This is a genomic window from Gordonia aichiensis NBRC 108223 (assembly GCF_000332975.1).
Lineage (GTDB): Bacteria > Actinomycetota > Actinomycetes > Mycobacteriales > Mycobacteriaceae > Gordonia > Gordonia aichiensis.
This window is the reverse complement of record NZ_BANR01000011.1, coordinates 76469-103105: the sequence shown is the minus strand read 5'-3', so window position 1 is coordinate 103105 and position 26637 is coordinate 76469. Positions and strand designations below refer to the sequence as shown.

At 65.1% G+C, this 26637-nt stretch carries 22 protein-coding genes and 2 pseudogenes; 17 read left to right on the top strand and 7 right to left on the bottom strand.

The genetic code is table 11. The features are described from left to right. Positions 1 to 2 precede the first annotated feature (2 nt). Positions 3 to 797, top strand: coding sequence for an IclR family transcriptional regulator (locus tag GOACH_RS13055; RefSeq protein WP_005175331.1), 795 nt, complete (start codon positions 3 to 5; stop codon positions 795 to 797). A gap of 19 nt (positions 798 to 816) precedes the next feature. On the opposite strand, the gene pcaC is transcribed toward GOACH_RS13055, so the two are convergent. From pcaC to GOACH_RS13030, 5 genes are read right to left on the bottom strand one after another with little or no spacing between them, the layout of a single operon-like run. Beyond that, positions 817 to 1182: a 4-carboxymuconolactone decarboxylase gene (pcaC, locus tag GOACH_RS13050; RefSeq protein ID WP_005175329.1), complete on the bottom strand. Its 366-nt coding sequence runs from the start codon at positions 1180 to 1182 to the stop codon at positions 817 to 819. Then, positions 1179 to 2420, bottom strand: coding sequence for a lyase family protein (locus tag GOACH_RS13045; protein WP_005175327.1), 1242 nt, complete (start codon positions 2418 to 2420; stop codon positions 1179 to 1181). The genes pcaC and GOACH_RS13045 overlap by 4 nt, the downstream gene beginning before the upstream one ends. Further along, positions 2417 to 2968, bottom strand: a complete 552-nt coding sequence (gene pcaG, locus GOACH_RS13040; protein ID WP_005175325.1) for a protocatechuate 3,4-dioxygenase subunit alpha — start codon at positions 2966 to 2968, stop codon at positions 2417 to 2419. Before pcaG ends, GOACH_RS13045 begins: the two co-directional genes overlap by 4 nt. Next, complete coding sequence (pcaH, locus tag GOACH_RS13035; RefSeq protein WP_005175323.1) at positions 2965 to 3807, bottom strand: protocatechuate 3,4-dioxygenase subunit beta; 843 nt, start codon at positions 3805 to 3807, stop codon at positions 2965 to 2967. The genes pcaG and pcaH overlap by 4 nt, the downstream gene beginning before the upstream one ends. Beyond that, complete coding sequence (locus GOACH_RS13030) at positions 3792 to 4979, bottom strand: 4-hydroxybenzoate 3-monooxygenase (RefSeq protein WP_005175321.1); 1188 nt, start codon at positions 4977 to 4979, stop codon at positions 3792 to 3794. Before GOACH_RS13030 ends, pcaH begins: the two co-directional genes overlap by 16 nt. Positions 4980 to 5116: 137 nt before the next feature. On the opposite strand from GOACH_RS13030, the gene GOACH_RS13025 reads away from it, so the two are divergent. The 9 genes and pseudogenes from GOACH_RS13025 (at position 5117) to GOACH_RS12985 (ending at position 16347) form a co-directional block, all read left to right on the top strand. Beyond that, entirely contained in the window at positions 5117 to 5890 is a 774-nt protein-coding gene (locus GOACH_RS13025; protein ID WP_005175319.1) for an IclR family transcriptional regulator, read from the top strand. A gap of 105 nt (positions 5891 to 5995) precedes the next feature. Continuing rightward, on the top strand, positions 5996 to 7009 hold the full coding sequence (locus GOACH_RS13020) for a PDR/VanB family oxidoreductase (protein WP_005175317.1): 1014 nt from the start codon (positions 5996 to 5998) through the stop codon (positions 7007 to 7009). A gap of 62 nt (positions 7010 to 7071) precedes the next feature. Further along, positions 7072 to 8310, top strand: coding sequence for a cytochrome P450 (locus GOACH_RS13015; RefSeq protein WP_005175316.1), 1239 nt, complete (start codon positions 7072 to 7074; stop codon positions 8308 to 8310). A gap of 38 nt (positions 8311 to 8348) precedes the next feature. After that, positions 8349 to 9783: pseudogene (locus tag GOACH_RS13010) on the top strand (aldehyde dehydrogenase). 138 nt (positions 9784 to 9921) lie between these two features. Beyond that, on the top strand, positions 9922 to 12405 hold the full coding sequence (locus GOACH_RS13005; RefSeq protein WP_005175311.1) for an ATP-binding protein: 2484 nt from the start codon (positions 9922 to 9924) through the stop codon (positions 12403 to 12405). Between the two features lie 183 nt (positions 12406 to 12588). Further along, the gene (locus tag GOACH_RS13000) at positions 12589 to 12789 is read left to right on the top strand and encodes a ferredoxin (RefSeq protein WP_005175302.1); all 201 of its coding nucleotides are present in this window, start codon (positions 12589 to 12591) and stop codon (positions 12787 to 12789) included. Next, positions 12786 to 13973, top strand: a complete 1188-nt coding sequence (locus tag GOACH_RS12995; RefSeq protein WP_005175300.1) for an NAD(P)/FAD-dependent oxidoreductase — start codon at positions 12786 to 12788, stop codon at positions 13971 to 13973. The genes GOACH_RS13000 and GOACH_RS12995 overlap by 4 nt, the downstream gene beginning before the upstream one ends. Positions 13974 to 13989: 16 nt before the next feature. Continuing rightward, positions 13990 to 15174 (top strand): cytochrome P450, encoded by a 1185-nt coding sequence (locus tag GOACH_RS12990; protein ID WP_005175298.1) that lies wholly within the window; start codon positions 13990 to 13992, stop codon positions 15172 to 15174. 57 nt (positions 15175 to 15231) lie between these two features. Then, on the top strand, positions 15232 to 16347 hold the full coding sequence (locus GOACH_RS12985; protein WP_005175296.1) for an NAD(P)-dependent alcohol dehydrogenase: 1116 nt from the start codon (positions 15232 to 15234) through the stop codon (positions 16345 to 16347). Between the two features lie 72 nt (positions 16348 to 16419). Here GOACH_RS12985 and GOACH_RS12980 read toward each other — a convergent pair whose 3' ends face one another. Beyond that, complete coding sequence (locus GOACH_RS12980; protein WP_005175295.1) at positions 16420 to 16689, bottom strand: DUF7218 family protein; 270 nt, start codon at positions 16687 to 16689, stop codon at positions 16420 to 16422. Positions 16690 to 16877: 188 nt separating this feature from the next. On the opposite strand from GOACH_RS12980, the gene GOACH_RS12975 reads away from it, so the two are divergent. From GOACH_RS12975 to GOACH_RS12965, 3 genes are all read left to right on the top strand, one after another. Next, positions 16878 to 17405 carry a hypothetical protein gene (locus GOACH_RS12975; RefSeq protein WP_005175292.1) on the top strand — a complete coding sequence of 176 codons (528 nt, stop codon included), beginning with the start codon at positions 16878 to 16880 and terminating at the stop codon, positions 17403 to 17405. Positions 17406 to 17530: 125 nt separating this feature from the next. Beyond that, complete coding sequence (locus tag GOACH_RS12970; protein ID WP_005175290.1) at positions 17531 to 18586, top strand: alcohol dehydrogenase catalytic domain-containing protein; 1056 nt, start codon at positions 17531 to 17533, stop codon at positions 18584 to 18586. A gap of 10 nt (positions 18587 to 18596) precedes the next feature. Continuing rightward, positions 18597 to 19886 carry a helix-turn-helix transcriptional regulator gene (locus GOACH_RS12965; protein ID WP_005175287.1) on the top strand — a complete coding sequence of 430 codons (1290 nt, stop codon included), beginning with the start codon at positions 18597 to 18599 and terminating at the stop codon, positions 19884 to 19886. 28 nt (positions 19887 to 19914) lie between these two features. Here the strand turns inward: GOACH_RS12965 and GOACH_RS12960 are convergent, their stop codons facing one another. Beyond that, the gene (locus tag GOACH_RS12960; RefSeq protein WP_040518651.1) at positions 19915 to 21690 is read right to left on the bottom strand and encodes a sigma-54-dependent Fis family transcriptional regulator; all 1776 of its coding nucleotides are present in this window, start codon (positions 21688 to 21690) and stop codon (positions 19915 to 19917) included. Positions 21691 to 21880: 190 nt separating this feature from the next. On the opposite strand from GOACH_RS12960, the pseudogene GOACH_RS12955 reads away from it, so the two are divergent. From GOACH_RS12955 to GOACH_RS12940, 4 genes and pseudogenes are all read left to right on the top strand, one after another. Continuing rightward, positions 21881 to 23484 (top strand): annotated as a pseudogene (locus GOACH_RS12955) (flavin-containing monooxygenase). A gap of 63 nt (positions 23485 to 23547) precedes the next feature. Further along, on the top strand, positions 23548 to 24753 hold the full coding sequence (gene acmB, locus GOACH_RS12950; protein WP_005175280.1) for a methyl acetate hydrolase AcmB: 1206 nt from the start codon (positions 23548 to 23550) through the stop codon (positions 24751 to 24753). A gap of 129 nt (positions 24754 to 24882) precedes the next feature. Continuing rightward, the gene (locus GOACH_RS12945; protein WP_005175278.1) at positions 24883 to 25977 is read left to right on the top strand and encodes an S-(hydroxymethyl)mycothiol dehydrogenase; all 1095 of its coding nucleotides are present in this window, start codon (positions 24883 to 24885) and stop codon (positions 25975 to 25977) included. Then, positions 25974 to 26603 (top strand): MBL fold metallo-hydrolase, encoded by a 630-nt coding sequence (locus GOACH_RS12940; RefSeq protein WP_005175275.1) that lies wholly within the window; start codon positions 25974 to 25976, stop codon positions 26601 to 26603. Before GOACH_RS12945 ends, GOACH_RS12940 begins: the two co-directional genes overlap by 4 nt. Positions 26604 to 26637 lie beyond the last annotated feature (34 nt).

Here is a 26637-nt window from a genome sequence, read left to right as displayed (position 1 = left end):
CGATGGCGGGTAACACGTCGATTCCCGGCGCCTCGGTCGCCGGGCGAACTCTGGCTCTGCTGAGCACATTCGACGAGTCGCACCGGGCGCTGACGCTCAGTGAGATGGCGCAGCGTGCTGATCTCGCGGTACCCACCGCGCACCGACTGGTCGGAGAGTTGGAACGGTGGGGAGCTCTTGTTCGACGCTCCGATGGGCGCTACGTCATCGGCAGGCGGGTGTGGGATCTGGGGCTGCTCGCACCGATCCAGACCGGCGTGCGTGAGATCGCTGAACCGTACGTCTACGACCTGTATGCGGCAACGAAGGCGACGGTGCACATCGCGGTCCGCGACGGCGCCTCTGTGCTCTACATCGACAGGATCGCGGGCAATGAGTCGGTGCCCGTGGTGAGCAAGGTGGGCAGCCGACTCCCGATGCCGCCGACGGGAGTGGGGAAGGTACTGCTCGCCTACGCGCCCAAGGACATTCGCGATGAGGTGATGACATCCCTGACTCGGGTCACACCCCGGACGTTGATCAGCCCGCAGTTGTTGGAGCAGCAACTGCAGCGCGTGCGCGACGAGGGATACGCGACCACTGCCGAGGAGATGACCGCGGGGGCGTGTTCGATCGCGGTCCCGGTGTGGGGACCCGACGGAGTCGTCGCAGCGCTGGGTGTGGTGGTCGGAACACTGCGCGGAAACCGCCCACGACTGCTGGCGGCCCTGCAGGTCGCAGCACGCGGTATCGGACGACAGCTCGGTGCGCCCGGCCCTGTTCCGCCGGGGCGGTCCGGGGTCGCCGACTCCGCGTAGCACCCCCACACAGACGCGTCTACTCCTCCGCGAACGTCTGCTGCGCGATGCGGAAGGCTGTATTGGCATCGGGCACACCGCAATAGATCGCCGACTGCATAATGACCTCTTTGATATCGTCGAGGGTCAGACCGTTACGTCGGGCGGCGCGCAGGTGCATTGCGAGCTCTTCGTGATGGCCGCGTGCGATCAGCGCGGTGAGCGTGATCATCGAACGGCTGCGTCGGTCGAGTCCCGGCCGCGTCCAGATGGTTCCCCACGCGTACTCGGTGATGAACTCCTGGAACTCACGCGTCAGATCAGTGGCGGCGGCGGTCGCCCGGTCGACGTGGGCGTCGCCGAGTACCTCGCGTCGTACGCCCATTCCGTCGTCGTAGGTGGTCATCGGGTCCTCTCTGCGTATGCGTTGCTTCGGTGGACTGTCTGGGCGCGACGGAGGGTCGCGTCGATGAGAAGCGGTGCGGCGCCAGCGCGGTGATCACTCGGTTCGTGTCCTGCGAGTTCGGCCATCGATCGTTGTTCGGACAATACGGAGTCTCCGGCTGCAGACAGATTGAACGCCATAGCATCCGGATGAACGACGAGGCCGTCGAGGAGATCCGTGGCCTGCGATGCCGCGACGACTGTGCGCCGCAGCAGTATTCGCAGCGTCGGCCATTCTGCGTGCCAACCGCCGGGTGTGCGTTCGTCGACGGCGTCTGCAGAAGCGAGTTGCAGCGTGGCGGCCAGTGCCGGCGTGGTCAGTGCAGCACGCCGGATCATTACCGACAACACGGGATTGGCTTTGTGCGGCATGGTCGACGAACCGCCACCCGCACCTTCGGTGACCTCGCCGATCTCCGAGCGGCTCAGGGTCAGCACGTCATTGGCGATGTGGCCCCACGCCGAGGTCGCGGTCGTGGCGGCAGCGGCATACCGGGTGAGTGGTGTTCGGACGACGTGCCACGGCAACGCGGCGTCGAGTCCCAACGCCTGCGCGGCATGTCGGACGACCGCGAGCGCACACTCCTGTGGATTCGTCTGCGTGCCTGCGAGTTCCACCAGCGCAGACAACGTCCCGACCGCCCCACCGAACTGGGCGGGAAAGGTCAGCGCTGCGGCCTCGTCGTGTGCATCGAGCACACCGTCGAGCCAATGAGCCACTTTCATCCCGAACGTCGACGGCACCGCCTGCTGAGTCAGCGTCCGCGCGATCTGCGGAGTCTCACGGTGGGTATCGGCGAGGGACACCAGTGCCTCCACCTGTGCCGAGAGCTGTTCCGCGACCGTGTCGAAGGCTCGCCGTGATTCGAGAATCAGCGCGGCATCGACGACATCCTGGCTCGTCATGCCGCGATGGAGCCAGGTTGCTGCGGTCGGGTGCAGGTGCGCGCGCAGCGCCGAGACGAGCGGGATGACGGGATTACCGCCCGCCTCGGCGTCTACGGAGAGTTGATCGAGATCGAGATCGGCAGCAGCAGAGAACAACTGGTCGAGACTCACCGCGGCGTCGGCAGGCGCCACCCCGCACTCGACCAATGCTGCCGACCAGGCCGCCTCCACGCGCAGCATCGCGTCGCGGATGGCGGCGTCGGAGAAGAGGTCGCCTGCCCGGTGATCGCCGGGCCACAAGAGATCGCTCACGACTTCCAGTGTTGCAGGAACACCGTTTCCGATTCGCCCTGGAGGTGGATGTCGAACCGGTAGCCGGTCTCGTCGGGGACCGCGATGAGCGTTGACCGACGGTCGGCGTCGACTCCGGAGAGGAGTGCATCGTCATCGAGGTCCCCGCTGCCCGGTAGGTAGGCGCGCGTGAGCAGTCGGTCGAGGAGTCCACGGGCGAAGACGCACACGGCGAAGAACGGCGCCTCGCCATCGCGCGTGGCACCCGGCGTGACGGTGCTGAACGAGTAGTGGCCGACGCGATCGGTCTTCGCGCGTCCCCAGCCGGTGAAGGAGAAGCCGTCGCGGCGCAGCGACCCGGGAATCGTGGGCACGGATCCGTCGGTGTCGGCTTGCCGGATCTCGATCAGCGCGTCGGGGATCGGCATGCCTTTTCCGTCGAAGACGGTGCCGTGCAACCGAATGCGATCCGGATGCCCCGACGGCACGAGTTCGTTGTCGCCGTCGTAGGGCAGGGCGTAGTGGAAGAACGGGCCGACCGTCTGGCCGGGGGTTGGCGTGAGGCTCATGCTTCTTCCTCCATCGGGGTGCGTGCGCTTCCGTTGAGCACGATGTCCCAGCGGTATCCGGTGCACCATTCGTGCTGGGTGAGGTCGTGGTCGTAGTTGGCGACGAGACGTGCGCGTGCGGCTGGATCGACGATCGACTGGTAGATCGGGTCAAGATCGAACAGCGGATCGCCGGGGAAGTACATCTGGGTCACGAGTCGCTGTGTGAAATCCGTTCCGAACAGCGAGAAATGGATGTGTGCCGGACGCCAGGCGTTGTGGTGGTTCTTCCACGGGTACGGGCCGGGCTTGATGGTGGTGAAGTGGTAGTTGCCCTCGTTGTCGGTGAGGCAGCGGCCGACGCCGGTGAAGTTCGGGTCGATGGGGGCGTGGTGCTGGTCGCGCTTGTGGATGTAGCGCCCGGCCGCGTTGGCCTGCCAGATCTCCACCAGTTGGTTGCGCACCGGTCGGCCGTCTGCGTCGAGGACGCGGCCGGTCAGGACCAACCGCTCACCTACGGGATCGCCGTTCGCCTGGATCGTGAGGTCGGCCTCCAACGGGTCGACGTCGCGCTGACCGAACGCCGGTGCCCACAGTTCGATGCCTTCGGGATCGGCGTGGTGCGGGTCCTTGGTCGGATGGCGCAGGATGCTCGAACGGTAGGGGGCGTAGTCGAGTCGTGGGCGGATCTCCTCCGCTGCGCCGGCCTGACGCTCACGCTGGTATTCGACAGCGAGCGAGTCTATTTCGGCGCTGATCTCGGCCTGGGTGCCCGCCGCGGCGTCGGACGAGATGACGGGTGGGGTTGCGTCGACGTCGGGCACGTTCTGCGCCTGACGTCCGATCAGTGGTGTGGCCATCCTGTGTAACCTTCTGCGAGATAAGTGGATCCGGCCTCGGACGAGACCAGGGTGGTGAGCTCACCGAGCTGTCGGAGCTCATCGAAATCGGAGGCGTCGGGGGAGTGGTGCAGCATCGTCGTCATCCAATAGGAGAAGTGCTGCGCCTTCCACACGCGTTCGAGAGCGCGGGCCGTGTAGGAGTCGAGCGCGGCGTCGTCGTTCTTGAGTAGTGCCCGCTCGATGACGTCGGCAAGGACCCGGACGTCGGCGAGAGCGAGATTGAGGCCCTTCGCTCCGGTCGGGGGCACGGTGTGTGCGGCATCGCCCGCGAGGAGGAGCTTCCCATCACGCATGGGCGACTGCACGAAGCTGCGGAACGGCAGCACGGAGCGCTGGATGATCGGCCCCTCTTTCAGGGTGAAGCCATCCTCACCCGCGACTCGACGCTGCAACTCCGCCCAGATTCGGTCGTCAGACCAATCGTCGGGGTTCTCGTCGGCGGCGCACTGGAAGTACATGCGCTGCACGGTCGGGGTGCGCTGGCTGATCAGGGCGAAGCCGTGCGGGGAACGGGTGTAGATGAGCTCCGGCGCGCTCTGCGGTGCCTCGGCGAGAATGCCGAACCACGCAAACGGGTACTCGCGGAAGTAGCGCTGCGGATCGCTGACGAGATCGCGGCAGATGCTGCGTGACCCGTCCGCGCCGACGACGAGTTCGGCGGTGACCTCGTGGCGTGCGCCGTCGGCATCGGTGTAGCTGACGTGCGGGTCGTTCCGGTGATCGGCGACCTCGGTGTCGGAGATGCCGTAACGCAGATCGCCGCCATCACGGGTGCGTGCCGCGTGCAGGTCGATGAAGACGTCGGTCTGCGGGTAGAGCCAGCACGACGCCCCGACGAGGTTCTGGAAATCGATGCGGTGGCTGACGCCGCCGAAGCGAAGATCAATCCCCTGGTGTTCGTGGCCGTCGCGCAGCACCCTGTCGGAGACGCCCGAATCGAGCAGCAGACGAACGCTGTCGCGCTCGAGAATGCCTGCGCGATGGGTGGTTTCGATGTCGTGGTAGGTCCGGTTGTCGAGGACGACGCTGTCGATCCCGGCGACGTGCAGCAGATGCGACAGCGCGAGCCCCGCAGGCCCGCCGCCGACGATCACGACTCTGGTGCTCGTCGTGCTGGCGTAGTTGGTCATCTGTGACCTCCCTTCTGGTTGAACACTAGGGAGAGCTGGGTCACAGAACCTAACCCATGCTTCCACTGAGTGAAAAACATCAGCGCAGAGCAGTGAAAGCGGTGGCGGCGGGCGTCGGCAACTGTCACCGTCGCTGCATGGCGAGATCCTCTGCCGGCGAGTCGGTCCTCACCCGTGCCGTTCGCATCCTCGAGGTCTTCGATCCGGACAATGTCGCGATTCCGCTTGGCGTCATCGCAGAACAGGCCTGCCTTCCGCTGTCGACGACGTCGCGCCTCGTCGACGAACTGGTGGCGCACGGCCTGCTGCGCAGGGATGAGCATCGGCGGGTGCGAATCGGCCTGCGTCTATGGGAGCTTGCCTCCAGGGCGTCGCCGACCCGCGATCTCCGCGACGCCGCGATGCCGTTTCTCGAGGATCTCCACGCGGTGGTCGGCCACCACGTCCAACTCGGGGTTCTGGAGGACGACGAGGTGCTCTTCATCGAGCGATTGTCCAATCCGGGGGCCGTCATCAACGTGACTCGCATCGCCGGGCGGCTGCCGCTGCACGCGTCGTCGTCGGGTCTCGTGCTGCTCGCCAACGCCTCACCAGGACTGCAGGATCAGATTCTTCGGCGTCCGTTGACCTCGTACACGGCGAACACCATCTCCGACCCGAGGACGTTGCGCGCAGTGCTCGCGGAGATCAGGCAGACCGGCGTGGCCGTCTGTCCGGGATTCATCCATGACGACGCGCTGGGCATCGCGGTCCCGCTGAAAGACGCCGGTGGAAGGGTTGTCGCGGCGCTCTCGGTGATCGTGCCGTGCACGGATGATCCGATGTCCCACATTCCTGCGTTGCAGGCCGCGGCACACGGCATACGTCGCGAACTCGGCCGACCTGTTGTCCCCGCGCCGCCGGAGCGCTGAGCGACCGTCCCGCATATGGCTACGCGGACGGCATGAGGACGACGCACTTCCATTCAATGGAAATGGCATTGTGGTGCCGGGCTCTCAACCCCACTCTGTGTGACCATGACCACAACGACCGCACCGTCGGATGCCGCGGGATTTGCTTCCGACATCCCCCGTCTCGTTCCGTCCGCTGCCGCTGACGGCTTGTCCCTGCAGGTCGTCGCCAAGAACATCGTCGCCGACGGCGTCTGCGCACTCACACTCGCCCACCCCGACGGATACCGACTGCCCGACTGGGCGCCCGGGTCGCACATCGACGTCATCCTGCCGGGCGAACTGGTCCGGCAGTACTCGCTCTGTGGAGATCGCTGGGATCCGTTCCACTACCGCATCGCAGTGTTGCGGGAACCTGCGTCACGCGGTGGATCGACATATGTCCACGACGCACTCGCTGTTGGCGACGTCCTCCCGATCGGTGGCCCGCGAAACAACTTCGCGCTCGTACCCTCGGCGCACTACCTGTTCATCGCGGGCGGTATCGGGATCACGCCGATCCTGCCGATGCTCGAGCAGGCAGATCTCCTCGGCACAGACTGGTCGATGCTCTACGGCGGCAGAACCCGGTCGTCGATGGCCTTCGCCGACCAACTCGCCGACGACACCCGCGTCATGGTTCGGCCTCAGGACGAGTACGGACTGCTCGATCTGGACGAGGCGTTGACCGCGACACCGGCCGACACGACCGTCTACTGCTGCGGTCCCGCGCCGCTGCTCGACGCGGTGAGTGCTGCGGCCGACCGGCATCGCCCGGGCCGATTGCGTATCGAGCGGTTCGTTGCCGCCGAGTTGCCCGCACCTGCGCGCACCTGCGGCTTCGATGTGCACCTCGCACGTACTGGGACGACCGTGACCGTCGCACCCGACCAATCGGTGCTCGAGGCGATCAACGCCGCAGGCGTTCCGATGCTCTCGTCCTGCCGCCAGGGCATCTGCGGAACCTGCGAGGCAGATGTACTCGACGGTGTTCCCGACCACCGTGATTCGCTCCTGACCGACACCGAACGGGCGGAGAACTCCTGCATGTTCGTGTGCGTGTCCCGATCGCGGTCCGACACGCTCGTCCTCGACCTCTGAAAGACGCCGAAAAGCACTGAATCCCAACAGTTCAGTCCTCAATCCCCGACAAAGGCAGTTTCATGACACTGACTCACTCCGATACGCACACCTCAGGTGTGGGCTCCGGTCTCCCGGAGACCGATGCCGATCCGTTTGGTTCCGAGATCCTCGAGGACCCCGGGCAGTTCCATGCGGCTCTGCGTGATGCGGGTCCGCTGGTTCATCTCACCCGCTACGACGTCTACGCGATGGGACGCTACGAGGAGGTTCACGCTGCGCTCACCGACTGGCAGTCGTTTCAGTCCGGCGCGGGTGTGGGTCTGAGCAACTTCCGGTTCGAAAAGCCTTGGCGGCCACCGAGTCTGCTCTTGGAGAGCGATCCTCCCGTCCACGACGCGCCCCGATCAGTGTTGTCGTCGATCCTGAGCCCGCGAGCCCTGCGCAGACTGCGCGAGCACTGGTTCGCCGACGCCGAGGACTTCGTCGAATCATTGCCCGACGGCGAACTCGACGCGATCACCGACATCGCACAGAAGTTCCCGCTGCGTGTCTTTCCCGACGCGGTCGGCGTCGGCGTCGACGGGCGCGAGAACCTGCTGCCCTACGGGGATCATCTGTTCAACGCCTTCGGGCCGTCGAACGAGTTGGTACAGAAGGGTCTCCCACGGATTGGTGAGGTCTCGGCATGGGTGAACGAGCAGTGTGTACGCGAGTCGCTCTCGGCAACGGTCTACGACGGCGAGGCCACCTTCGGAGGTCAGATCTGGGCGGCGGCCGACCGCGGTGACATCACCGCCGAGCAGGCCCCGACCATCGTGCGCTCGCTGTTGTCGGCGGGCGTTGACACCACCGTGCTCGGTATCGGGGCGGTGCTCGCGAGCTTCGCCACCCACCCCGACCAGTGGGAGATGCTGCGCCACAATCCCTCGCTGGCACGAATCGCGTTCGACGAAGCGGTCCGTCTGGAGTCGCCGGTGCAGACGTTCTTCCGCACCGCGACGCATCCGGTCATGGTCGGCGACCATCTGGTTCCGGACGGCAAGAAGATCCTGATGTTCCTGGGCTCGGCGAACCGCGACCCGCGCCGGTGGCGTAACCCCGACACTTTCGACCTCTCCCGTGACCCGTCGGGCCACGTCGGCTTCGGTATGGGCATTCACCAGTGCGTCGGACAGCACGTCGCCCGGCTCGAAGCCGAGGCGGTTCTCACAGCACTGGTGCGCAGATTCCGACGACTCGACGTCGTCGGGGTGCCCCGACGACACCACAACAACACGCTGCGCGCGTGGGAACACTTTCCCATCGCGCTCGTGTCCTGACATCTGACGATCCAGTCCACAACAGAGAGAAGAACGACATGATCACCTACGACAAGCTCTTCATCGGCGGGTGGACCACACCCGCGTCGAACGAGCGTATCGATGTCACCTCGGCGAGTACCGAGGAGCCCATCGGCTCGGTTCCCGCGGCCACAGAAGCCGACGTGGATGCCGCGGTCGCCGCCGCGCGCAGGGCATTCGACGATCCGCAGGGGTGGGCGAACTGGGATCCTGCTCGTCGCGCCGACGCACTAGATCAGCTCGCCGACAAGCTCAAGGCCAAGGGCGAGGAGATGGCTCGTCGGGTGTCGGCGCAGAACGGTATGCCGATCACCATCTCGTCGCAGCTCGAGGCCGGTTTCCCGTTGATCTTGTTGAGGTACTACGCGAATCTGTTGCGTGGCTTCGAGTTCGAGGTCGAGCAGGACCATCTCATGGGCGGCAAGACCTACGTGCGCCGCGAGCCGGTCGGCGTTGTCGGTGCGATCGCTCCGTGGAACTACCCTCAGGCGCTGGCCGCATTCAAACACGCTCCCGCGTTGGCGGCGGGCTGTGCGATCGTGCTCAAACCGTCTCCGGAGACGGTTCTCGACGCCTTCTTGTTCGCCGAGGCCGTGGCGGAAACAGACATTCCCGAGGGCGTGGTGAACATCGTTCCCGGCGGGCGGGAGATCGGCGCCTACCTGGTCGCCCACCCCGACATCGACAAGGTGGCGTTCACCGGCTCGACAGCGGCGGGTAGGCAGATCGCCACCACCTGCGGGCAGATGCTGCGCCCGGTCACGCTCGAACTCGGCGGGAAGTCGGCGGCCATCGTGCTCGACGACGCGAATCTCGACCTGTCGGTGATGGGGGAGCGGCTCTTCGAGAGCCTTCTGGTCAACAATGGTCAGACATGCTATCTGGGCACCCGAATCCTGGCCCCCGACAACAGGTATGACGAGGTCGTCGACACCCTCGCCGCGTTCATGTCGAGCTTGCCGGTGTGACGCGCTCGACGCGTCGACGATGATCGGCCCGATGGCCAGCCGCACACATCGCGACCGTGTCGAGGGATTCATCGACAAGGGCAAGGGCGACGGTGCACGTGTGGTGGTCGGCGGGGGCAGAAGCGACCGCGACCGCGGTTGGTTCGTCGAGCCGACATTGTTCGCCGACGTCGACAACAAGTCGACGATCGCCCAGGAGGAAATCTTCGGCCCGGTGTTGTCGGTGATCCGCTACTCCGACGTCGACAACGCGATCGCAATCGCCAACGACTCCGACTACGGTCTCGGCGGCAGCGTCTGGACGTCGGACCCCGACCGCGGTCGCGACGTCGCACGTCGCGTGCGGACCGGCACGATCGGGATCAATCGCTATCCCCCCGATCCGGGTGCGCCATTCGGTGGGGTCAAGGACAGCGGCATCGGACGTGAACTGGGCCCGCAGTCGCTGGACTCCTACCTGGTCTACAAGTCGATCTACGCCTGATCACTCGGCGGTCGTCGATACCACCGGTGTCGGCGACCGCCGTTGGTGTGCCGAGGGTTTCGGAGGCGTCCACTCCAGCCTCGACGCACGTTCTCCGACACATGTCGACGAGTTCCACAGTGCAACGAAGGGCTGTGCATGACAACAGGGGTGACCCCGGCGTCGTCGGTCGCCGTCACAGCGGGCATCGACCTGCCCGCCGGTGTGCGGCACGGCGAGATCCGCTCGACCAGTTTCGTGGGTCGCCGACGACAGATGTCGGAGATCCGCGCGGCGCTCGGGGCGTCGAGGCTGGTGTCGCTGACAGGCCCTGGCGGTGTCGGAAAGACCCGCCTCGCCGTCGAAATGGCGCGTGAGGTTGGTCGGCTCTATCGTGACGGCGTCGCGTTGGTCGAGCTGGATTCGATCGCCGACGACGCCGAGGTTCCGGCGGCGATCGTCCACGCTCTCGGGATCAGCGACCAGTCCGCGCGCGATCCGGTACAGAAGGTCATCGACCACCTCTACGCTCGCGAGATGCTGCTGGTCCTCGACAACTGCGAGCACGTGCTCGAGGGTGCCATCGCGATCACCGACGCGATTCTGCGGTCGTCGAGCCGGGTGCACATCATGGCAACGTCGCGAATCTCGTTGGGTATCACCGAGGAACGCCTGTGTTGCGTCCCGCATCTGACGATCCCGCCTGACGACGAGCACCACACTGCGGCCTCGGTCGCGCAGTACGAGTCGGTGCGATTGCTCACCGAGCGCGCCGCTGCCGCCGCGCCGGAGTTCAGACTCGACGACGCCACTGCTGCGGACGCGGCACAACTGTGCATCCGGTTGGAAGGGTCGCCGCTGGCGATCGAGCTCGCCGTCGCACGCCTGCGTACCCTGACGTTGTCGGAGCTCGTGGCACGTCTGTCTGATCGTTTCGCGTTGTTGTCCAAGGGAAGTCGTTGCGCCGCACCGCGTCAGCAGACCCTGCGCGCGATGATCGACTGGAGCTACGCGCTGTGCACGCCGTCGCAGCGTCGACTCTGGGCGCGGCTGTCGGTGTTCGCGGGTGGATTCGATCTCACCGCGGCCGAAGGGGTGTGCGCCGGCGACGTATCCGGTGAGGCGAAGTCCGACGACGCGGTGCCGAGTGCGTCGGGCATGGTGGATCTGCTCGGCGAACTGATCGACCAGTCGTTGCTGTACGTGGACACGACCGGCTCCACCAGACGATTCCGGATGCTCGAGACGATCCGGGAGTACGGCGCGGAGCGCTTGGCTCTGCTCGGCGAAGCCCAGGAGATCGCGCGACGGCATTGTCGGTACTACCTGGAGCTCACCGAGGCGATCGCCGAGAACTGGTGTGGCCCAGATCAGCAGGTGGCGGTCGAGAGCCTGCGCGACGAGCGGAGCAACGTGCGTGCGGCGATGGACTGGTGCACTGCACGTCATGACTACGAGACGGCGCTGAAGATCTTCAGCGCCCTGCGATTTCGATGGTACGCCGACGGCCACATCGCGGAAGGTCGGCGTCGCGCCGACCAACTGCTCGACAACGCGGCATCCGATCGCGTGGCGCCACACGTCCGTGCCAGCGCACTCTGGGTCGCCACCTGGGTGTGTTTGCTCCAGGGTGAACAGCGTGCCGCCGACCGTCGACTCGGTGAATGTGCCCGCCTGGCGCGCGAACTCGACGATCCGCTGATCGACGGCTACGTACGCAAGCTACGCGGGCTGACCGCACTGTTCACCGGAGAACTCGAGCTCGCCATCGACAACTATCGTGTCGCCACGACGGCCCTGCGTGGCTGTGGTGAGTGGGCCGGCTATCTGTCGGCGTCGTTCCAGTACGCGTTGGCGTTGGCGCTCATCGGGCGCAGCGACGACTGCCGGACGGTCACGGCCGACGCGCTGGCGGTGTGCGCGGAGCACGATGAACGATGGGACCGCTCCTATATCCAGTGGGTGTGTGCACTCGATCATTGGTTGTCCGGTGACCTCGAGAACGCGGAAGCACTCGGGCGGGAAGCCGTGTCGCTGCACGTGATCTTCAATCACTCCGTCGGCACCGCCCTGATGACAGAGTTGCTCGCGTGGATCGCACAGTCGGCAGGGTGTGCAGACCGCTCCGCTGAGCTATTGGGGGCCGCCGGAGCACTGTGGGACCGTTCCGGGACGTCGATCGCCGCGTTCGGCCCCGACCTCTCAGAACGTCACGCCCGGTGCGAGATCGGGGTTCGAACAGAACTGTCACCGGGCAGGTTGCGAGATCACTTGCGACAGTTCTCCGATCGCTCACACGCCGAACTGGTGGAGCGCGTCCTGAGTGAGGACGGTCAGCGGTCAGATTCCATGCCGGCCACCGGATGCTGCCCGTTGTGCGGAGATGAGTGCGCCCAGGACGTGCATGACTCCCCACCCGCGCAGTCGATCGGGACGCAGGTACTCGACAATCCACTCACCAGCAGACAGACCGAGATCGCCGCCATGGTGGCACGCGGCATGAGCAACAAGCAGATCGCCGAGCGGCTCGTGGTCTCTGTGCGCACCGTCGAGAGCCACGTCGAACGAGCACTGGTGCGGTTGGGTTTTCACACCAGGACCGAACTCGCGTCGTGGTACATCGCCGCGCACACGGGCGCGTGAGATTGAGCGCCCGCATCGTTCTCCGGCTTCGCGGCGTCGTCGTAGGCGGCAGCAGTACTACCTCGGCCCTGCTGCCGTAGCCACTGCAGTAGTCCTACGGACGCCCCGATGGGCGAATGTGACGACGATTGCATCAGTACTTCCCCAGTGGGGTACATCACGTCCACGAGTGGAGGAGGAATGATGCGCGTCGTATTCGACGAACCGCGTTGCGATGGATTTGGCTTCTGCGAGGAAGTCGCTCCCGAGGTCTTCGAGACCGACGACGAGGGGATGCTCACCATCTTGATGGATGAGATTCCCGACGAACTCGCCGACAAGGTGGAGGCAGCCACCCGCGCGTGCCCGGTGGCGGCTCTCAAGTTGGCGAAGACGCAGCAATGAGTGCCCGCGGTGTCGTGATCGTCGGGGGCGGTCTCGCGGGCATGACGGCTGCCAGCGAATTGGCCGACCTCGGATACCCGTATCCCATCACTATTCTCGGGGACGAGAGACACCAGGCATACGCGCGACCGCCGCTGTCGAAAGGGGTCCTGAAGGGAACGGACGCCGACGACTCGGTGCTGCTGCCCGATTCGCCCAGCGGACAGATCAGGGTTCGGGTGTCGAGCGCCGTCATCGGGCTCGACGTGCAGGCGCGCCAGGTGGCCCTGGCCGACGGCCGGGAGATCGGTTACGACAACCTCATCATCGCCAGTGGCGGACGTCCGCGCCGACTCGGTGACGGCACTGGGCAACACGTCGTGCGCACGATCGACGACACCCTCCGATTACGCGATGCGCTCGGAGTCGCCACCGACGTCGTCGTGATCGGCGGCGGGTTTCTCGGCATGGAAGTCGCTTCTGCCGCACTGTCGTTCGGTGCGCGCGTGCGCGTCATCGACGTCAGAACGCCGCTGGTACCCGTCCTGGGCGAGACGCTGGGGCGTCTGACCCTGGCTGCCGCGAGCGAGCACGGGGTGAAGGTCGAGGTCTGTCCCGGCGGCGTTGTCGTCGAGTGCGAGGAATCCGGGCAGGTTCGCCGGGTCACGTCGCGCGACGGACGCGCCTTCCCCGCCGACGTGGTGGTCACGGCGATCGGAGACGTGCCCAATACCGAGTGGTTGCGCGGGAGTGGCGTAACGCTCGATGCGCAGGGGTGGGTGGTCGTCGACGACCACGCCCGGGCGCACGGCGCCGACTTCGCGCCCGGCGAGATTCTCGCCGCAGGCGATGTGGCCATGCTCCCGCAGTCCGGTGAGTATCGGCGAATGCCGCACTGGGAAAACGCCATCGGACAGGCGAAAGCGGCCGCCCGAACAGTGGTCGACGGCCCCCACGAGAGCTATACACCCGACCCGTACTTCTGGACCGAAGCGTTCGGCATCGCCTACAAGATCGCAGGCCCGATCCCGCCGGAGGGCGAACCGGAGGTCATCAAGGGTGATCTCGACGACCGGTGCGCACTCATCCGATGGACCGGCGCGGCCGGGACCACAGTCGCCGCGGTCAATCACCGCATCCCCGTAGCCAAACTCCGCAGACAAGCGCGTGAACACCGAAACGTCCCAACAGTTCAATTTCAATGAGGAAGGAACCGTCACAATGACAACAGCCCCGATCTCGGTCGACAGTGACATCGACCTGTTCACCGATGAGGCACTGGACAATCCGTTTCCGTTGTACAAGACGCTGCGCGATATGGGTCCTGCCACGCACCTGACCGCGCACGACATCTGGTTCCTGTCCCGCTACGACGTCGTGCGTGAGGCGCTCGGCGATTGGGAGACTTTCTCCTCGGCTGCAGGCCCAGGACTGAACCCCGTCATCAACGAGGCCTGGGCACACGCGATCATCGCGGTTGACCCGCCGGTCCACACCAAACTCCGCAAGCTGTTCACCGATCGCCTCGGACCGCGCCAGCTCCGTCCGCTTGCCGAGACGATCGACCAGCGCGCAGACGAACTCGCCGATCGGCTCGTTGAAATGGGTGAGTTCGACGGTGTCACAGACCTTGCCGAGGATCTGCCGGTCAATGTGATCATGGATCTCGTCGGCTGGCCCGCCGACGAGCGGGCCAAGCTGCTCGACTTCGCTGCGGGCAGCTTCGACTGCTGCGGCCCGCAGAACGAGCGCATGGCCAACGCGATGCCCAAGCTGGCGGGCTCGGTCGAGTACGTCACCGAGATGTTCGATTCCCGCCGGCTCGCTCCCGGCACGTTCGGGGCGACGATCGCCGACGCCGCCTACGAGGGCGAGATCTCCAAAGACGATGCGCTGGGCCTGCTGCTCGCCTATGTTGTCGCCGCCTTCGACACCACGATCAATGCGATGTCCACCGGGACTTGGCTGTTCGCGCAGCATCCCGACCAGTGGCAGAAGCTGCGCGACGATCCGTCGAAGGTTCCGGCCGCATTCAACGAGATCATCCGTCTCGAAAGCCCGATCCAGTACTTCTCGAGGACGACAACCCGTGACGTCGATCTCGGCGAAGGCGTTGTGATCCCGGAGGATTCGCGCGTATTGCACAGCTACGGCTCTGCCAATCGCGACGAGCGTCACTACGAGAACCCGGACGTCTTCGACATCGATCGCAACCCCATGGACCACCTTGGCTTTGGCCTCGGGAACCACGGTTGTGCCGGACAGAACCTGGCCCGGCTCGAAGCCCTCGCGGTGTTCAAGGCCCTCGTTCCGCGTGTGCGCGGATTCGAGTTGACCGGTGAACCCGTACGGGCGCTCAACAATGTCACCCGCGGATTCGCCTCGGTGCCGGTGCGGATTTCCTGACATCACGCGTCGTCACATCTCTTCATCACCATCATCGAGAAAGAAAAGAACAAAGCCATGACAGAAACACGTGCGGCCGTCATCGAATCCACCGGGGCGCCGTTCACCATCGACACGATCACACTCGACGAACCGCGTGCAGACGAGGTGGTGGTCCGGATCGTCGCCGCTGGCCTGTGCCACACCGACCTCGTGGTGCAGGGCGGCGCCATCCCGTTCAAGTTCCCAGGCGTCCTCGGCCATGAGGGAGCAGGCGTCGTCGAACGCGTAGGCGCAGGCGTGACCAAGGTGAAACCCGGCGACAAGGTGCTACTCAGCTTCACCAGCTGCGGCCGATGCGTGAAGTGCCGTGCGGGTCATCCCGCCTATTGCCTCGAGTTCGTGCCACGCAATCTCATCTGCGGCACACGGCCCGATGGCAGCGCACCTCTGCATCGCGGCGACGAGGAGATAGGCGGCAGCTTCTTCGGTCAATCATCGTTCGCCGAGGTCGCCCTTGTGACCGAACGTAGCATCGTGAAGGTCGCCGATGATCTGTCTGACGACGACCTGGCGATCATCGCGCCGTTGGGCTGCGGTGTGCAGACCGGCATCGGTGCCATCTGGAACATCCTCAAGCCTGTACCGGGCTCGACCCTCGCCGTGTTCGGGAATGGCGCGGTCGGATTGTCGGCGATCTACGCGGCCTCGCAGACCCCCGACGCCACGATCGTCGCGATCGATCTGGTCGCCGAGCGACTGGAGACTGCGAAGGAATTCGGCGCAACCCATACCATCGACGCGTCGACTCAGGATGTCGCAGAAGAACTCGGCAAGCTCACCAAAGGTCTAGGCCTGGATTACGCGGTGGAGACCACCGGGGTGCCCGCAGTCCTCAAGACCGCGGTGCTCGCACTGGGAGTCGACGGTACCTGCGGCGTCATCGGCGCACCATCGGTAGCGGGAGCGGAGGTGTCGCTCGGTGTCCAGGACATGCTGGTGGGCAAGAAGGTCATCGGCATCACCGAAGGAGACAGCGAGCCCGAGACGCTCCTGCCGGTCCTCGTTGATCTGTACCGCAGCGGATCATTCCCGCTGCGGTCGATCGTTGCCCACTACAAACTCGACGAGATCAACGCCGCCACCGACGACATGCACCACGGCAAGACCATCAAGCCGGTGATCCGGCTCTGATCGACGCGGGGTTGCGGGGTCTGCGGCCTGGTGGTTGCAGACCCCGTGTCGTCGTGATCGAGCACCGTGGGTTCAGTGCTCGCGCAACTTGTCGATGAGTTCGTCCTTCTTCAGGTCTGAGTAGTTGCTCAAACCCAGTTCTTTTGCCCGTGAACGGAGTTCGTCGACAGTCCAATCCTCGTAGGACCCCGACTCGCCGCCCTTCTCGCCGACCTTCGAACGCCCTTGTGCGGCAGCCGCATTGGCGATACGTGCGGACTTCTCCTTGGAGTTGCCCTCGTCTCGGAGCTTCTCGTAGAGCTCGTCGTCCTTGATCGACGGGCCCGGATCGCGCTCTGGCATGATGCCTCCTCGTCGGACTGAGATCGATAGATGTGCGACATTTTCCACGCTACGCGTTCGGCGCAACCTCGACGATGTCTTCGAGCTCGCGACACGACAGCGTGGGCGATAATCCGCCTGTAGCAGCGGCGGAGTGCCTACCCTCGGGTACGGGGGTCCTGCACGCACGACGACGAAGGGCGCAAGGTATGGGCGAGAAGAAGGCGATCAAACGCCTGCAGAAGCAGATCGGTGAACTACAGCAGAGCCTCGACGATGTGCGGAAGCTGGCGGAGAAACAGATCGGCAAGGCTGCGAGCGAGACCGATGCGCTACGTCGAGAATTGTTGAAGCGCATCGGTGCCATCTCCGACGAATCCGAGAACAAGAGCGCAGACTCCACGGCGAAAGACACCCCGAGAGCCGTCGTCGCGCCGAAACCCACACCGACCACTTCGGCGTCGAAACCGAAGCCGACCGCGACGAAGTCGTCCGGATCGCGTGGTGCGTCCGGCGCCACGAAGCAGGCGGGCACCGCGAAGCCTGCGTCATCCAAGAGCACTTCAGCCAAGACCACGCCGGCCAAGAGCACCCCGGCCAAGTCGACGACATCGGCGTCCACGTCCAAGGCCCCGACAGTCAAGGAGCTTCGGGAGCAGGCGAAGGCGAAGGGCGTCAAAGGCTATTCGTCGATGTCCAAGGCGGAACTGCAGGCGGCCCTGGGGTCTGCGGGCTGAGTCGGTCCGTCTCAACCTGAGACCGGCTTCGCGAACTCGGCCTCCATCGATGCGGTGCACCGCATACTGGGGTGGGGCATTCGGGGGACACGCCGCACTGCGGTGCGGCCCGAAGGAGGCCAGGTATGAAAGCGCTCGTCTATCACGGTCCCGGCAGCAAGGCGTGGGAGGACGTTCCCGATCCCGTACTCCAGGATCCGACCGACGCGATCGTCCGAGTCGAGACGACGACGATCTGCGGCACCGATCTGCACATTCTGTCCGGCGACGTTCCAGCGGTCACCAAGGGACGCGTCCTCGGTCACGAGGGTGTCGGCGTCGTCACCGAGGTCGGGCCGGAATGCACTCGTGTCAAGGTCGGCGACCGCGTCATCATCTCGTGCGTCACCAAATGTGGACGGTGCGAGTATTGCGTGATGGGCATGCCGTCGCACTGTCAGACGGTCGGCGGGATCGGTTGGATCTTCGGCCATCTCATCGATGGCACGCAGGCTGAGTTGGTGCGAGTCCCGTTCGCCGACAACGGACTCATCCCGCTCCCGACGAATGTCAGTGCAGAACAGGGTGTCATGCTCAGCGACATCCTGCCGACGGGTTTCGAGATCGGTGTGCTCTACGGCGCAGTGAAGGAGGGCGACGTCGTCGCCGTCGTCGGAGCGGGGCCGGTTGGTCTCGCGTCGGTGATGACCGCTCGGTCGAGTGGTGCGTCGCGTGTGATCGCTGTGGACGGCAACAAGTTTCGCCTCGAGCGGTCACTCGACTTCGGCGCGACCGACACCATCGACATCCTTGCGGGCGGCAACACGGTGGAACAGATCAAGGCCCTTAGTCGTGGGGGGCTCGGCGTCGACGTCGCGATCGAAGCGGTGGGACTCGGTCCGGCGTTCCGTACCTCGTTGGACTGTCTGCGTCCCGGTGGGCACCTAGCGAATGTCGGAGTGCACGGGCGTCCTGTCGAATTGCCGATCGACCGGGACTGGATCAACAATCTGACGCTCACGACGGGCCTGGTGAACGCGACCACGGCGCCAGAACTGCTCACTCAGATCGAAGAGGGCATCATCTCCCCGGAGAAGTTCGTGACGCATCACTTCACCTTCGACGAGTTCGACCGTGCCTACGACACCTTCTCCAACGCGGCCGATGAGCACGCACTCAAGGTGATCATCAGCAACGGGTGACAATGGTGAGGTGACTCTGGAAGTACAGTCCGAGCGCTCGGGCGAGTCGACGACGCTGTCGCCGACTCGGTGGCGGCAGTTCGTCGGTGTGGTGGATGGCCCGCTGCCGCAGATTGCCGAACGTTTCTCCAGGTTTCTGACCTCGGCGTACCCGCATGACGCGCTGATCATCTACACCCGAGAGTGCACCGGCCGCCCACGGAAGGTGGCCGGTGCAGCCGCGATCGTCGAGCGCGCGACGATCGCCGAACTCGACGCGATCAAGGAGTCGGTGGCCAGGGGCGACGCCCTGCACGGTCACGCGGTGATCGGGGGCGCGCGCCGAAAGGTCCTCGCGGTGCGCGACCTCAGCGACACACTGCTGGTGATGGTGCCGAAGGCGAAGACAAGGACGCCCGTCGTCGACGATCTGCTCGCTGCGTGGTTCGCGCTGGTGGCGACGTCGATCCGGCAGCAGGTCGCCCAGGCGAGTCCCGATTATCTCGCCGAGTCGCGCGCGGCGTCGACCGAGCGAGCGCGTACGATCACTCAGCTGACCGAGCAGCACGAGGACACGCTGTCGTCGATTCTCGGGACGCTGCGCTCGCGCGACCTCGACGACGGGCCAGCTCGCACCATCGCGGCGGAGACGGCGTCGACCGCTCTGATCGCGCTGCGTTCCGTCGGAGACATCAATCGGGCCCTCGCCACGGAGGCGAGCGGTGTGGCCTTCCGCCGACTGCGCGCAGAGCTCGAGCCGGTGCTGCGCGACCTCGACGCCGACGTCGAGTTCGTGGAACCCGACGCTGATGCAACCCTGCCGGGAGAGATCGCCCACGCTGCTCGGGCCATCGTGCGGGCGGTGGCTGTCGCGGTCGCCGCGCAACCACATGTGGCGCGGTTACGGATCGCCTGGGGGAGCCGCGGCGCCGACCTCGTCATCGATGTCCGGGATCAGGGGCAGGGCGAACTCGACGGTGACGCCTTGACCCGACAGCTGGCTGGGCGGTTGCGGGCCGTCGACGGGACGCTCGACGTCGAGTCGCTCGCCGGGTGGGGAAGTCGGATCACGGCACGAATACCCCTGGAAACAACAGTGTCTCGGCCGGAGAAGGATCTACTGGCGTCGTTGAACCCGCGCGAGCTCGAGGTGCTCGGACACCTTGCGCTCGGTCGACGCAACAAGGCCATCGCCGCCGACCTCGGGGTCAGCGAGAGCACCATCAAGTTCCACGTCGCGGCGATCCTGCAGAAACTGCAGGTGTCGAATCGCGGGGAGGCGGGATTGCTCGCGGCCGGTGCGGGGATCACGGCGGGGTAGCGTCGGCGGGTTCGATCAGCGGTGGGGATCAGATCCCGGTGATTCCGTAGCTGTGGATCTTCCGGTAGATCGAGCTGCGTGACATGCCCAGCGCCTGCGCGGCGCGAACCCGATTGCCGCCGCACTCGTCCAGAACGCGGACGATGGCGTCGCGCTCGGTGACCTCCAGCGTCGTGAGGACCCGATGGGCGGTGGTACGGCAGAAACCCGGAAGGTCCTCTGGCTGTATCTCTCCGACGGGACGTCGTCGGAGTGCTGCTTCGAGCGCGAAGTGCAACTGCGTCAGATTCTGGGGCCACGAGTATGCGGCGATGATGCGCATGGCCTGGGGGCTGATGCGGGTGGTGCGTTGTGGCGCAAGCCCCTTGAGCATGCGGTGTACCAACGGTTCCAGATCGGGGCTGCGCAGCCGCAGTGGCGGCAGGGTGACCGAGTGTTCGAACAGTCCGAAGAGCCCGTCACGGGTGGTGGCGGTTGCGTCGCGTGGCGGAGATGCTGTGGCCGCGAGGACGTATCCCGCGGCAGTGGCGTCGTCGATGGCTGAGCGCAACGTCGGGGACACGGGACCGTCACGGGTGTCGATGTGTCGGAGTATCAGTAGTCCGCCGTCGTCGCCCGGTGCCGGAGGGGGAGTGCTACACGCCGTTTGGTGTGCGACATCGACGACGACGATCGGTGCAGTGGGGTTCTGGCTGGAGAAGGCATCCTTCAGCACAGACAGACGTCCGCTCCCCGGTTCGCCGACGACGACCAGGGCCCGGCAGTGCGTGAGCGATTCCATGACCTCGCCGTACGCGTGAATCCATGTCGGACTGCGCATTCCGTGAGCAGGGGAGTGTGGCAAAGCAGCGGTCCGTGAGCCGGTCTCACCGGCGCCCTTCTCGGGTGGGGCGGCCCGGTCCTCGTCGAGAACCGCCACCACTCCCACGACATCGCCGCGGCTGACGATGTGCTTGGTCCGCATCCGGATCTGTCGACCGCTTTCGAGGGTCACGGTGTGTAAAGCGTTGTCGTGCTTGGTCATCATGTACTCGGCGTACTGCCCGATGGTGGCCTGTTCGTCGGGGTCCAGTAGCGTACGGGCCGCTTCGTTGACCATGACCGTCTCGCCAAGTGCGATCACAGCTCGACCGGGCCGTGCGGAAGCTCGAAGATATGTCTCGAACACGGCGCGGGTGTCCTGGCTCCGGTCGAGGAGGAGGTTGCGGCTGATGTCGGTCGCTGCTGAACGCACCAGTGCGTCGACGAGGCTGTTCCAGCTCTCGGCCAGCATGCTCGCGTCGAGTACCCCGACGACCCGCCCGGTCAGCGGGTCGAGAATCGGTGCACCTGTACAGGCGAACTGGACGAGCGACTGGTTGAAGTGTTCGGAGCCGACGACGCTCACCGGAGCACCGACCTCGAACACCGTGCCGACCCCGTTGGTTCCGATGCTGCTCTCCTCGAACGAGAATCCGCGGTCGAAGTCGACGCGGTCGAGGACCCGGCCGACCGCCGTCGAGCAGTCGCGGCGGTCGACGATCCTGGCCTGCGCGTCGGTGAGGGCGATGGTGACCGGGACGTCGGACATGTCACCGGTGAGTCGTTCGAGAACGGGGCGGGCACACCGTGCCAACCGCGAATCGAAGTCGATGTCGTCGTGGTAGGCGACGTGGTATTCGTCGGCGTCGAGCCCAGCGGACGCGCTTCTCGACCACGACGCGGCGACGACCTCGCCGACGCCGGCAGCTCCTTGCGGTCCGTATTCGAGAAAATCGGCGCGAGCTGCAGCGATACGGAGCTGCTCATCTCGCCTGTCACGCACGATGCCTGCTCCCTTCTCGACGCCGTACGCCGATGTGACGCAGGGCACAGCCGATTATTCATCGACCGACGCCTTGGCGACCACCACCGATCGGACAGGATTGCTGTCCCAATTTGGGACACGTCGAGTATGTGAGACAGGTCAAACATTCACTTCCAGGTGATCACAATCACATCAATGGAGGAGAGCAATGTCTGACAGAACACTCGACGCGGTCGTGATCGGAGCCGGGGTCGCTGGTCTCTACCAACTGCATCAGCTTCGTGAACAGGGTCTAGAAGTCAGGGCTTACGACACGGCATCCGGTGTCGGCGGCACCTGGTACTGGAACCGGTACCCAGGCGCGAAGTTTGATTCCGAGGCCTACATCTACCAGTACCTCTTCGACGAGGACCTCTACAAGGGCTGGAGCTGGAGCAGCAGGTTCCCCGGGCAGCGCGAGATCGAACAGTGGCTCAACTACGTCGCCGATTCCCTCGATCTGCGTCCCGACATCTCCTTCGACACGACGATCACCAGCGCGGTCTTCGATGAGGAGACCAACCGCTGGGGACGGTGACCACCGACGGCGGCGAGACGATCGACACCCAGTACCTCGTCACCTGCTGCGGGATGCTCTCGGCGCCGATGTCCGACATCTTCCCGGGGCAGCGCGACTTCTCCGGCGAGATCTTCCACACCGCGCGGTGGCCACGCGACGGCGTCGAGTTGTCGGGTAAACGAGTCGGCGTGATCGGTAACGGGGCCACGGGTATCCAGGTCATTCAGACGATCGCCGAGCAGGTCGACCAACTGACGGTGTTCATCAGGACGCCCCAGTATGCGTTGCCGATGAAGAACCCGAGCTACGGTCCCGACGACGTCGAGGCTTACAAAGCGCGCTTCGACGAGTTGCGGGAGAACCTGCCGAACACCTTCACCGGCTTCGAGTACGACTTCGACGTCGCGTGGGCCGACCTCACGCCCGCGCAGCGTCGGGAGCGTCTCGAGGCCGACTACGAGAACGGCTCGCTCAAGCTGTGGCTGGCCTCGTTCGCCGAGATCTTCTCCGACGAGCAGGTCAGTGAAGAGGTGTCGGAGTTCGTGCGTGAGAAGATGCGCGCCCGTCTGCAAGACCCGGAACTGTGCGAACTGCTGATCCCCTCCGACTATGGTTTCGGCACTCACCGGGTGCCGTTGGAGTCCGGCTATCTCGAGGTCTATCACCGCGACAACGTGCAGGCCGTGCCCGTCAGGAACAACCCGATAGCCCGAATCGTCCCCGAGGGGATCGTGCTCGAGGACGGCACGCTCTACGAGCTCGATGTGATCGTCATGGCGACGGGCTTCGACGCCGGCACCGGCGCGTTGACCAGGATCGACATACGTGGACGTGACGGACGTTCGCTCCGCGAGGACTGGGGTCGCGACATCCGCACCACCATGGGCCTGATGGTGCACGGCTATCCGAACCTGTTGACCACCGGTGCACCGCTGGCTCCGTCGGCCGCGCTGTGCAACATGACGACCTGCCTGCAGCAGCAGACCGAGTGGATCAGCGACGCCATCGGGTACCTGCGTGCCAACGGCAAGTCGGTCATCGAACCCACCGAAGAGGGTCAGGACGCGTGGGTGGCCCACCACGACGAACTGGCCGATGCGAATCTCATCTCGAAGACGCACTCGTGGTACGTCGGCTCCAACGTCCCGGGCAAGCCCAGACGAGTGCTGTCCTACGTCGGCGGAGTAGGGGCCTACCGCGCGGCGACATTGGAGGCCGCAGCAGCGGGCTACAAGGGATTCGCGCTGTCGTGAGGCGGCCAACCATATGAAGAAAAACGTTGACAATCAGAGGTTTTCATCGAAAGGACAGATCAGATGACCAGTTCAATCACCGGTATCGATCGGGGCACGCTCACCCGGTCGGAGGACGCCGTCCTGAAGTCGGCGATCGACGCCGAGGCGCCCGTGGCGGGTGTCGTGGCGATGGTGACGGATCGCCGCGGCAACATCTACGAGGGGGCTGCCGGTAAGCGCCGCATCGACGGCGACGCCGCAATCACCACGGACGACGTCTTCGCGCTCTTCTCCACCACCAAGGCGATCACCGCGACCGCGGCATTGCAGCTCGTGGAGGAGGGGCAGCTCGACCTCGACCGTCCGGCATCCGACTACGCGCCCGAGATCGGCGAACTCCAGGTGATCGAGGGCTTCGACGACGATGGCGCACCGAGGCTACGGGCACCGAAGTCGATTCCGACGACGCGACAACTCCTCACGCACACGGGGGGTTTCGGGTACGACTTCTTCGACGAGATCTACTCCCGGCTCGCCGACGAGCAGGGCCAGCCGAGTGTGATCACAGCGACCAAGGCCGCTCTGACCACGCCACTGCTCTTCGATCCGGGCGAGCGATGGCAGTACGGCACCAACCTCGACTGGGTCGGGCAGGTCGTCGAGCGGCTTCGTGGCAAGCGGCTCGGAGAGGTGTTTGAGGAGCGGATCTTCGAGCCACTGGGTATCGAGAACATGAGTTTCGTTCTGCGTGAGGACTTCCGCCCGCGGCTCGCCGAGATGCACGCGCGCAACGCCGATGGGTCTCTGACCCCGATGGACTTCGAGTTGCCATCCCCGCCAGAGGTCGACTTCGGCGGTCACGGACTGTACGGCACCGTGGGTGACTACATGACGTTCATCCGGATGTGGCTCAACGACGCGGCCGGTGAGCACGGCCGGGTGCTCAAGCAGGAGACCGTCGAGATGGCTGTGCAGAACCATCTCGGTGACCTACCGGTGACGATGCTTCCGGGTGTCATTCCGTCGCTGTCGAACGATGCGGAATTCTTTCCCGGCCAATCGAAGTCGTGGTCGCTTCCGTTCATGATCAACAACGAACAGGCGCCGACCGGACGTCCAGCGGGTTCGCTGGGCTGGGCTGGGTTGGCGAATCTCTTCTACTGGATCGATCGGAAGAACGGCTACGGCGGATACTGGGCGACGCAGATCCTGCCATTCGGTGATCCCACGTCATTCACGAAGTACATGGACTTCGAGACCGCGCTCTACCGGTCGCTCGATCAGTAGGAACGAGGGCGCGGCATTCCTGTACTTTCGACCAGGTAGAACCATCCATTCGGATGGATGCATGTCTCGTGGCCTGCCACAAGACTGTGTTGAGTACAAGGTTCTCACCATCGAGAGGTTGAAAGCGGAATGTCGCAAACGGTCAAGGGAGTCATCTCGCGCAGCAAGGGCGCGGCCACGGAACTCGTCGACGTGGTCGTGCCCGACCCGGGGCCCAACGACGTCGTCGTCGACATACAGACGTGCGGCGTGTGCCATACCGACCTGGCCTACAAAGAAGGCGGCATCAACGACGAATACCCGTTCCTGCTCGGTCACGAGGCAGCGGGCATCGTCGAGGCCGTCGGGTCGGAGGTGACTCACGTCGAGGTCGGCGACTTCGTCGTCCTCAACTGGCGTGCTGTCTGCGGCGAGTGCCGCGCCTGCAAGCGCGGAAAGCCGTGGTACTGCTTCAACACCCACAACGCGTCGAAGTCGATGACGCTCACCGACGGTACGGAACTGACCCCGGCGCTGGGCATCGGAGCCTTCATCGAGAAGACGATCGTCCACGAGGGCCAGTGCACCAAGGTCAACCCTGACACCGATCCCGCCGTCGCGGGACTCCTGGGGTGCGGCGTGATGGCCGGGCTCGGCGCAGCGATGAACACCGGGAACGTCGGACGCGGCGATTCCGTGGCGGTCATCGGCTGCGGCGGGGTCGGCGACGCCGCGATCGCGGGCGCACGCCTGGCGGGCGCGACGAAGATCATCGCGATCGACCGTGACCCGGCGAAGTTGGAGTGGGCAACCGAGCTCGGGGCGACCCACACCATCAATGGCGCAGAGGTCGATGACGTCGTCACCGCTGTCCAGGATCTGACCGACGGCAATGGCGTGGACGTCGTCGTCGACGCCGTCGGGCGGCCGGAAACCTACAAGCAGGCGTTCTACCTGCGTGACCTCGCCGGAACCGTTGTGCTGGTTGGTGTTCCGACGCCGGAGATGAAGCTCGAACTACCGCTCGTCGACTACTTCTCACGGGGCGGGTCGCTCAAGTCGTCGTGGTACGGCGACTGCCTACCCGAGCGTGACTTCCCGATGCTCATCGATCTCTACGAGCAGGGACGCCTGCCGCTCGACAAGTTCGTCACCGAACGAGTCGGACTCGGGGACGTCGAAGCGGCCTTCGACGCGATGAAGGGCGGCAAGGTATTGCGCTCGGTGGTAGAGCTGAAGTCATGAGCAACGCGAGCATTGACAATGTGGTCACGTCCGGCACCTTCTCGCTCGACGGCGGTACCTGGGACGTCGACAACAACGTCTGGATCGTCGGTGACGACAGCGAGGTGGTGATCATCGACGCCGCGCACAGTGCCAAGCCCATTCTCGACGCAGTCGGAGACCGAAGCGTCAAGGCGATCGTGCTGACACACGGCCACAACGACCACATCACCGTGGCACCGGAATTGTCGAAGGAAACCGGTGCGCCGATCCTGTTGCATCCCGGCGACAACATGTTGTGGAACGAGACCCACCCCGATGTGACGCCCGGCAACCTCGACGACGGCCAGGAGATCGAGGTCGCGGGGACGACGTTGAAGGTCATCAACACTCCGGGCCATTCGCCGGGGTCGTCGGTGATCTTCGCACCCGAACTCGGTGTGCTCTTCAGCGGCGACACCCTTTTCAACGGTGGGCCGGGTGCGACGGGTCGCTCGTTCTCGAGCTTCCCGAAGATCATCGAATCCATCAAGGAGAAGATCTTCGTGCTCGATCCGGAGACCAAGGTCTACACCGGGCACGGTGACGGGACGACGGTCGGCGACGAGGCACCGCACCTCGAGGAATGGATCAAACGGGGTAGCTGACCCCGCCAGCCCGTCCCAGCGCCGGACCTTCAGC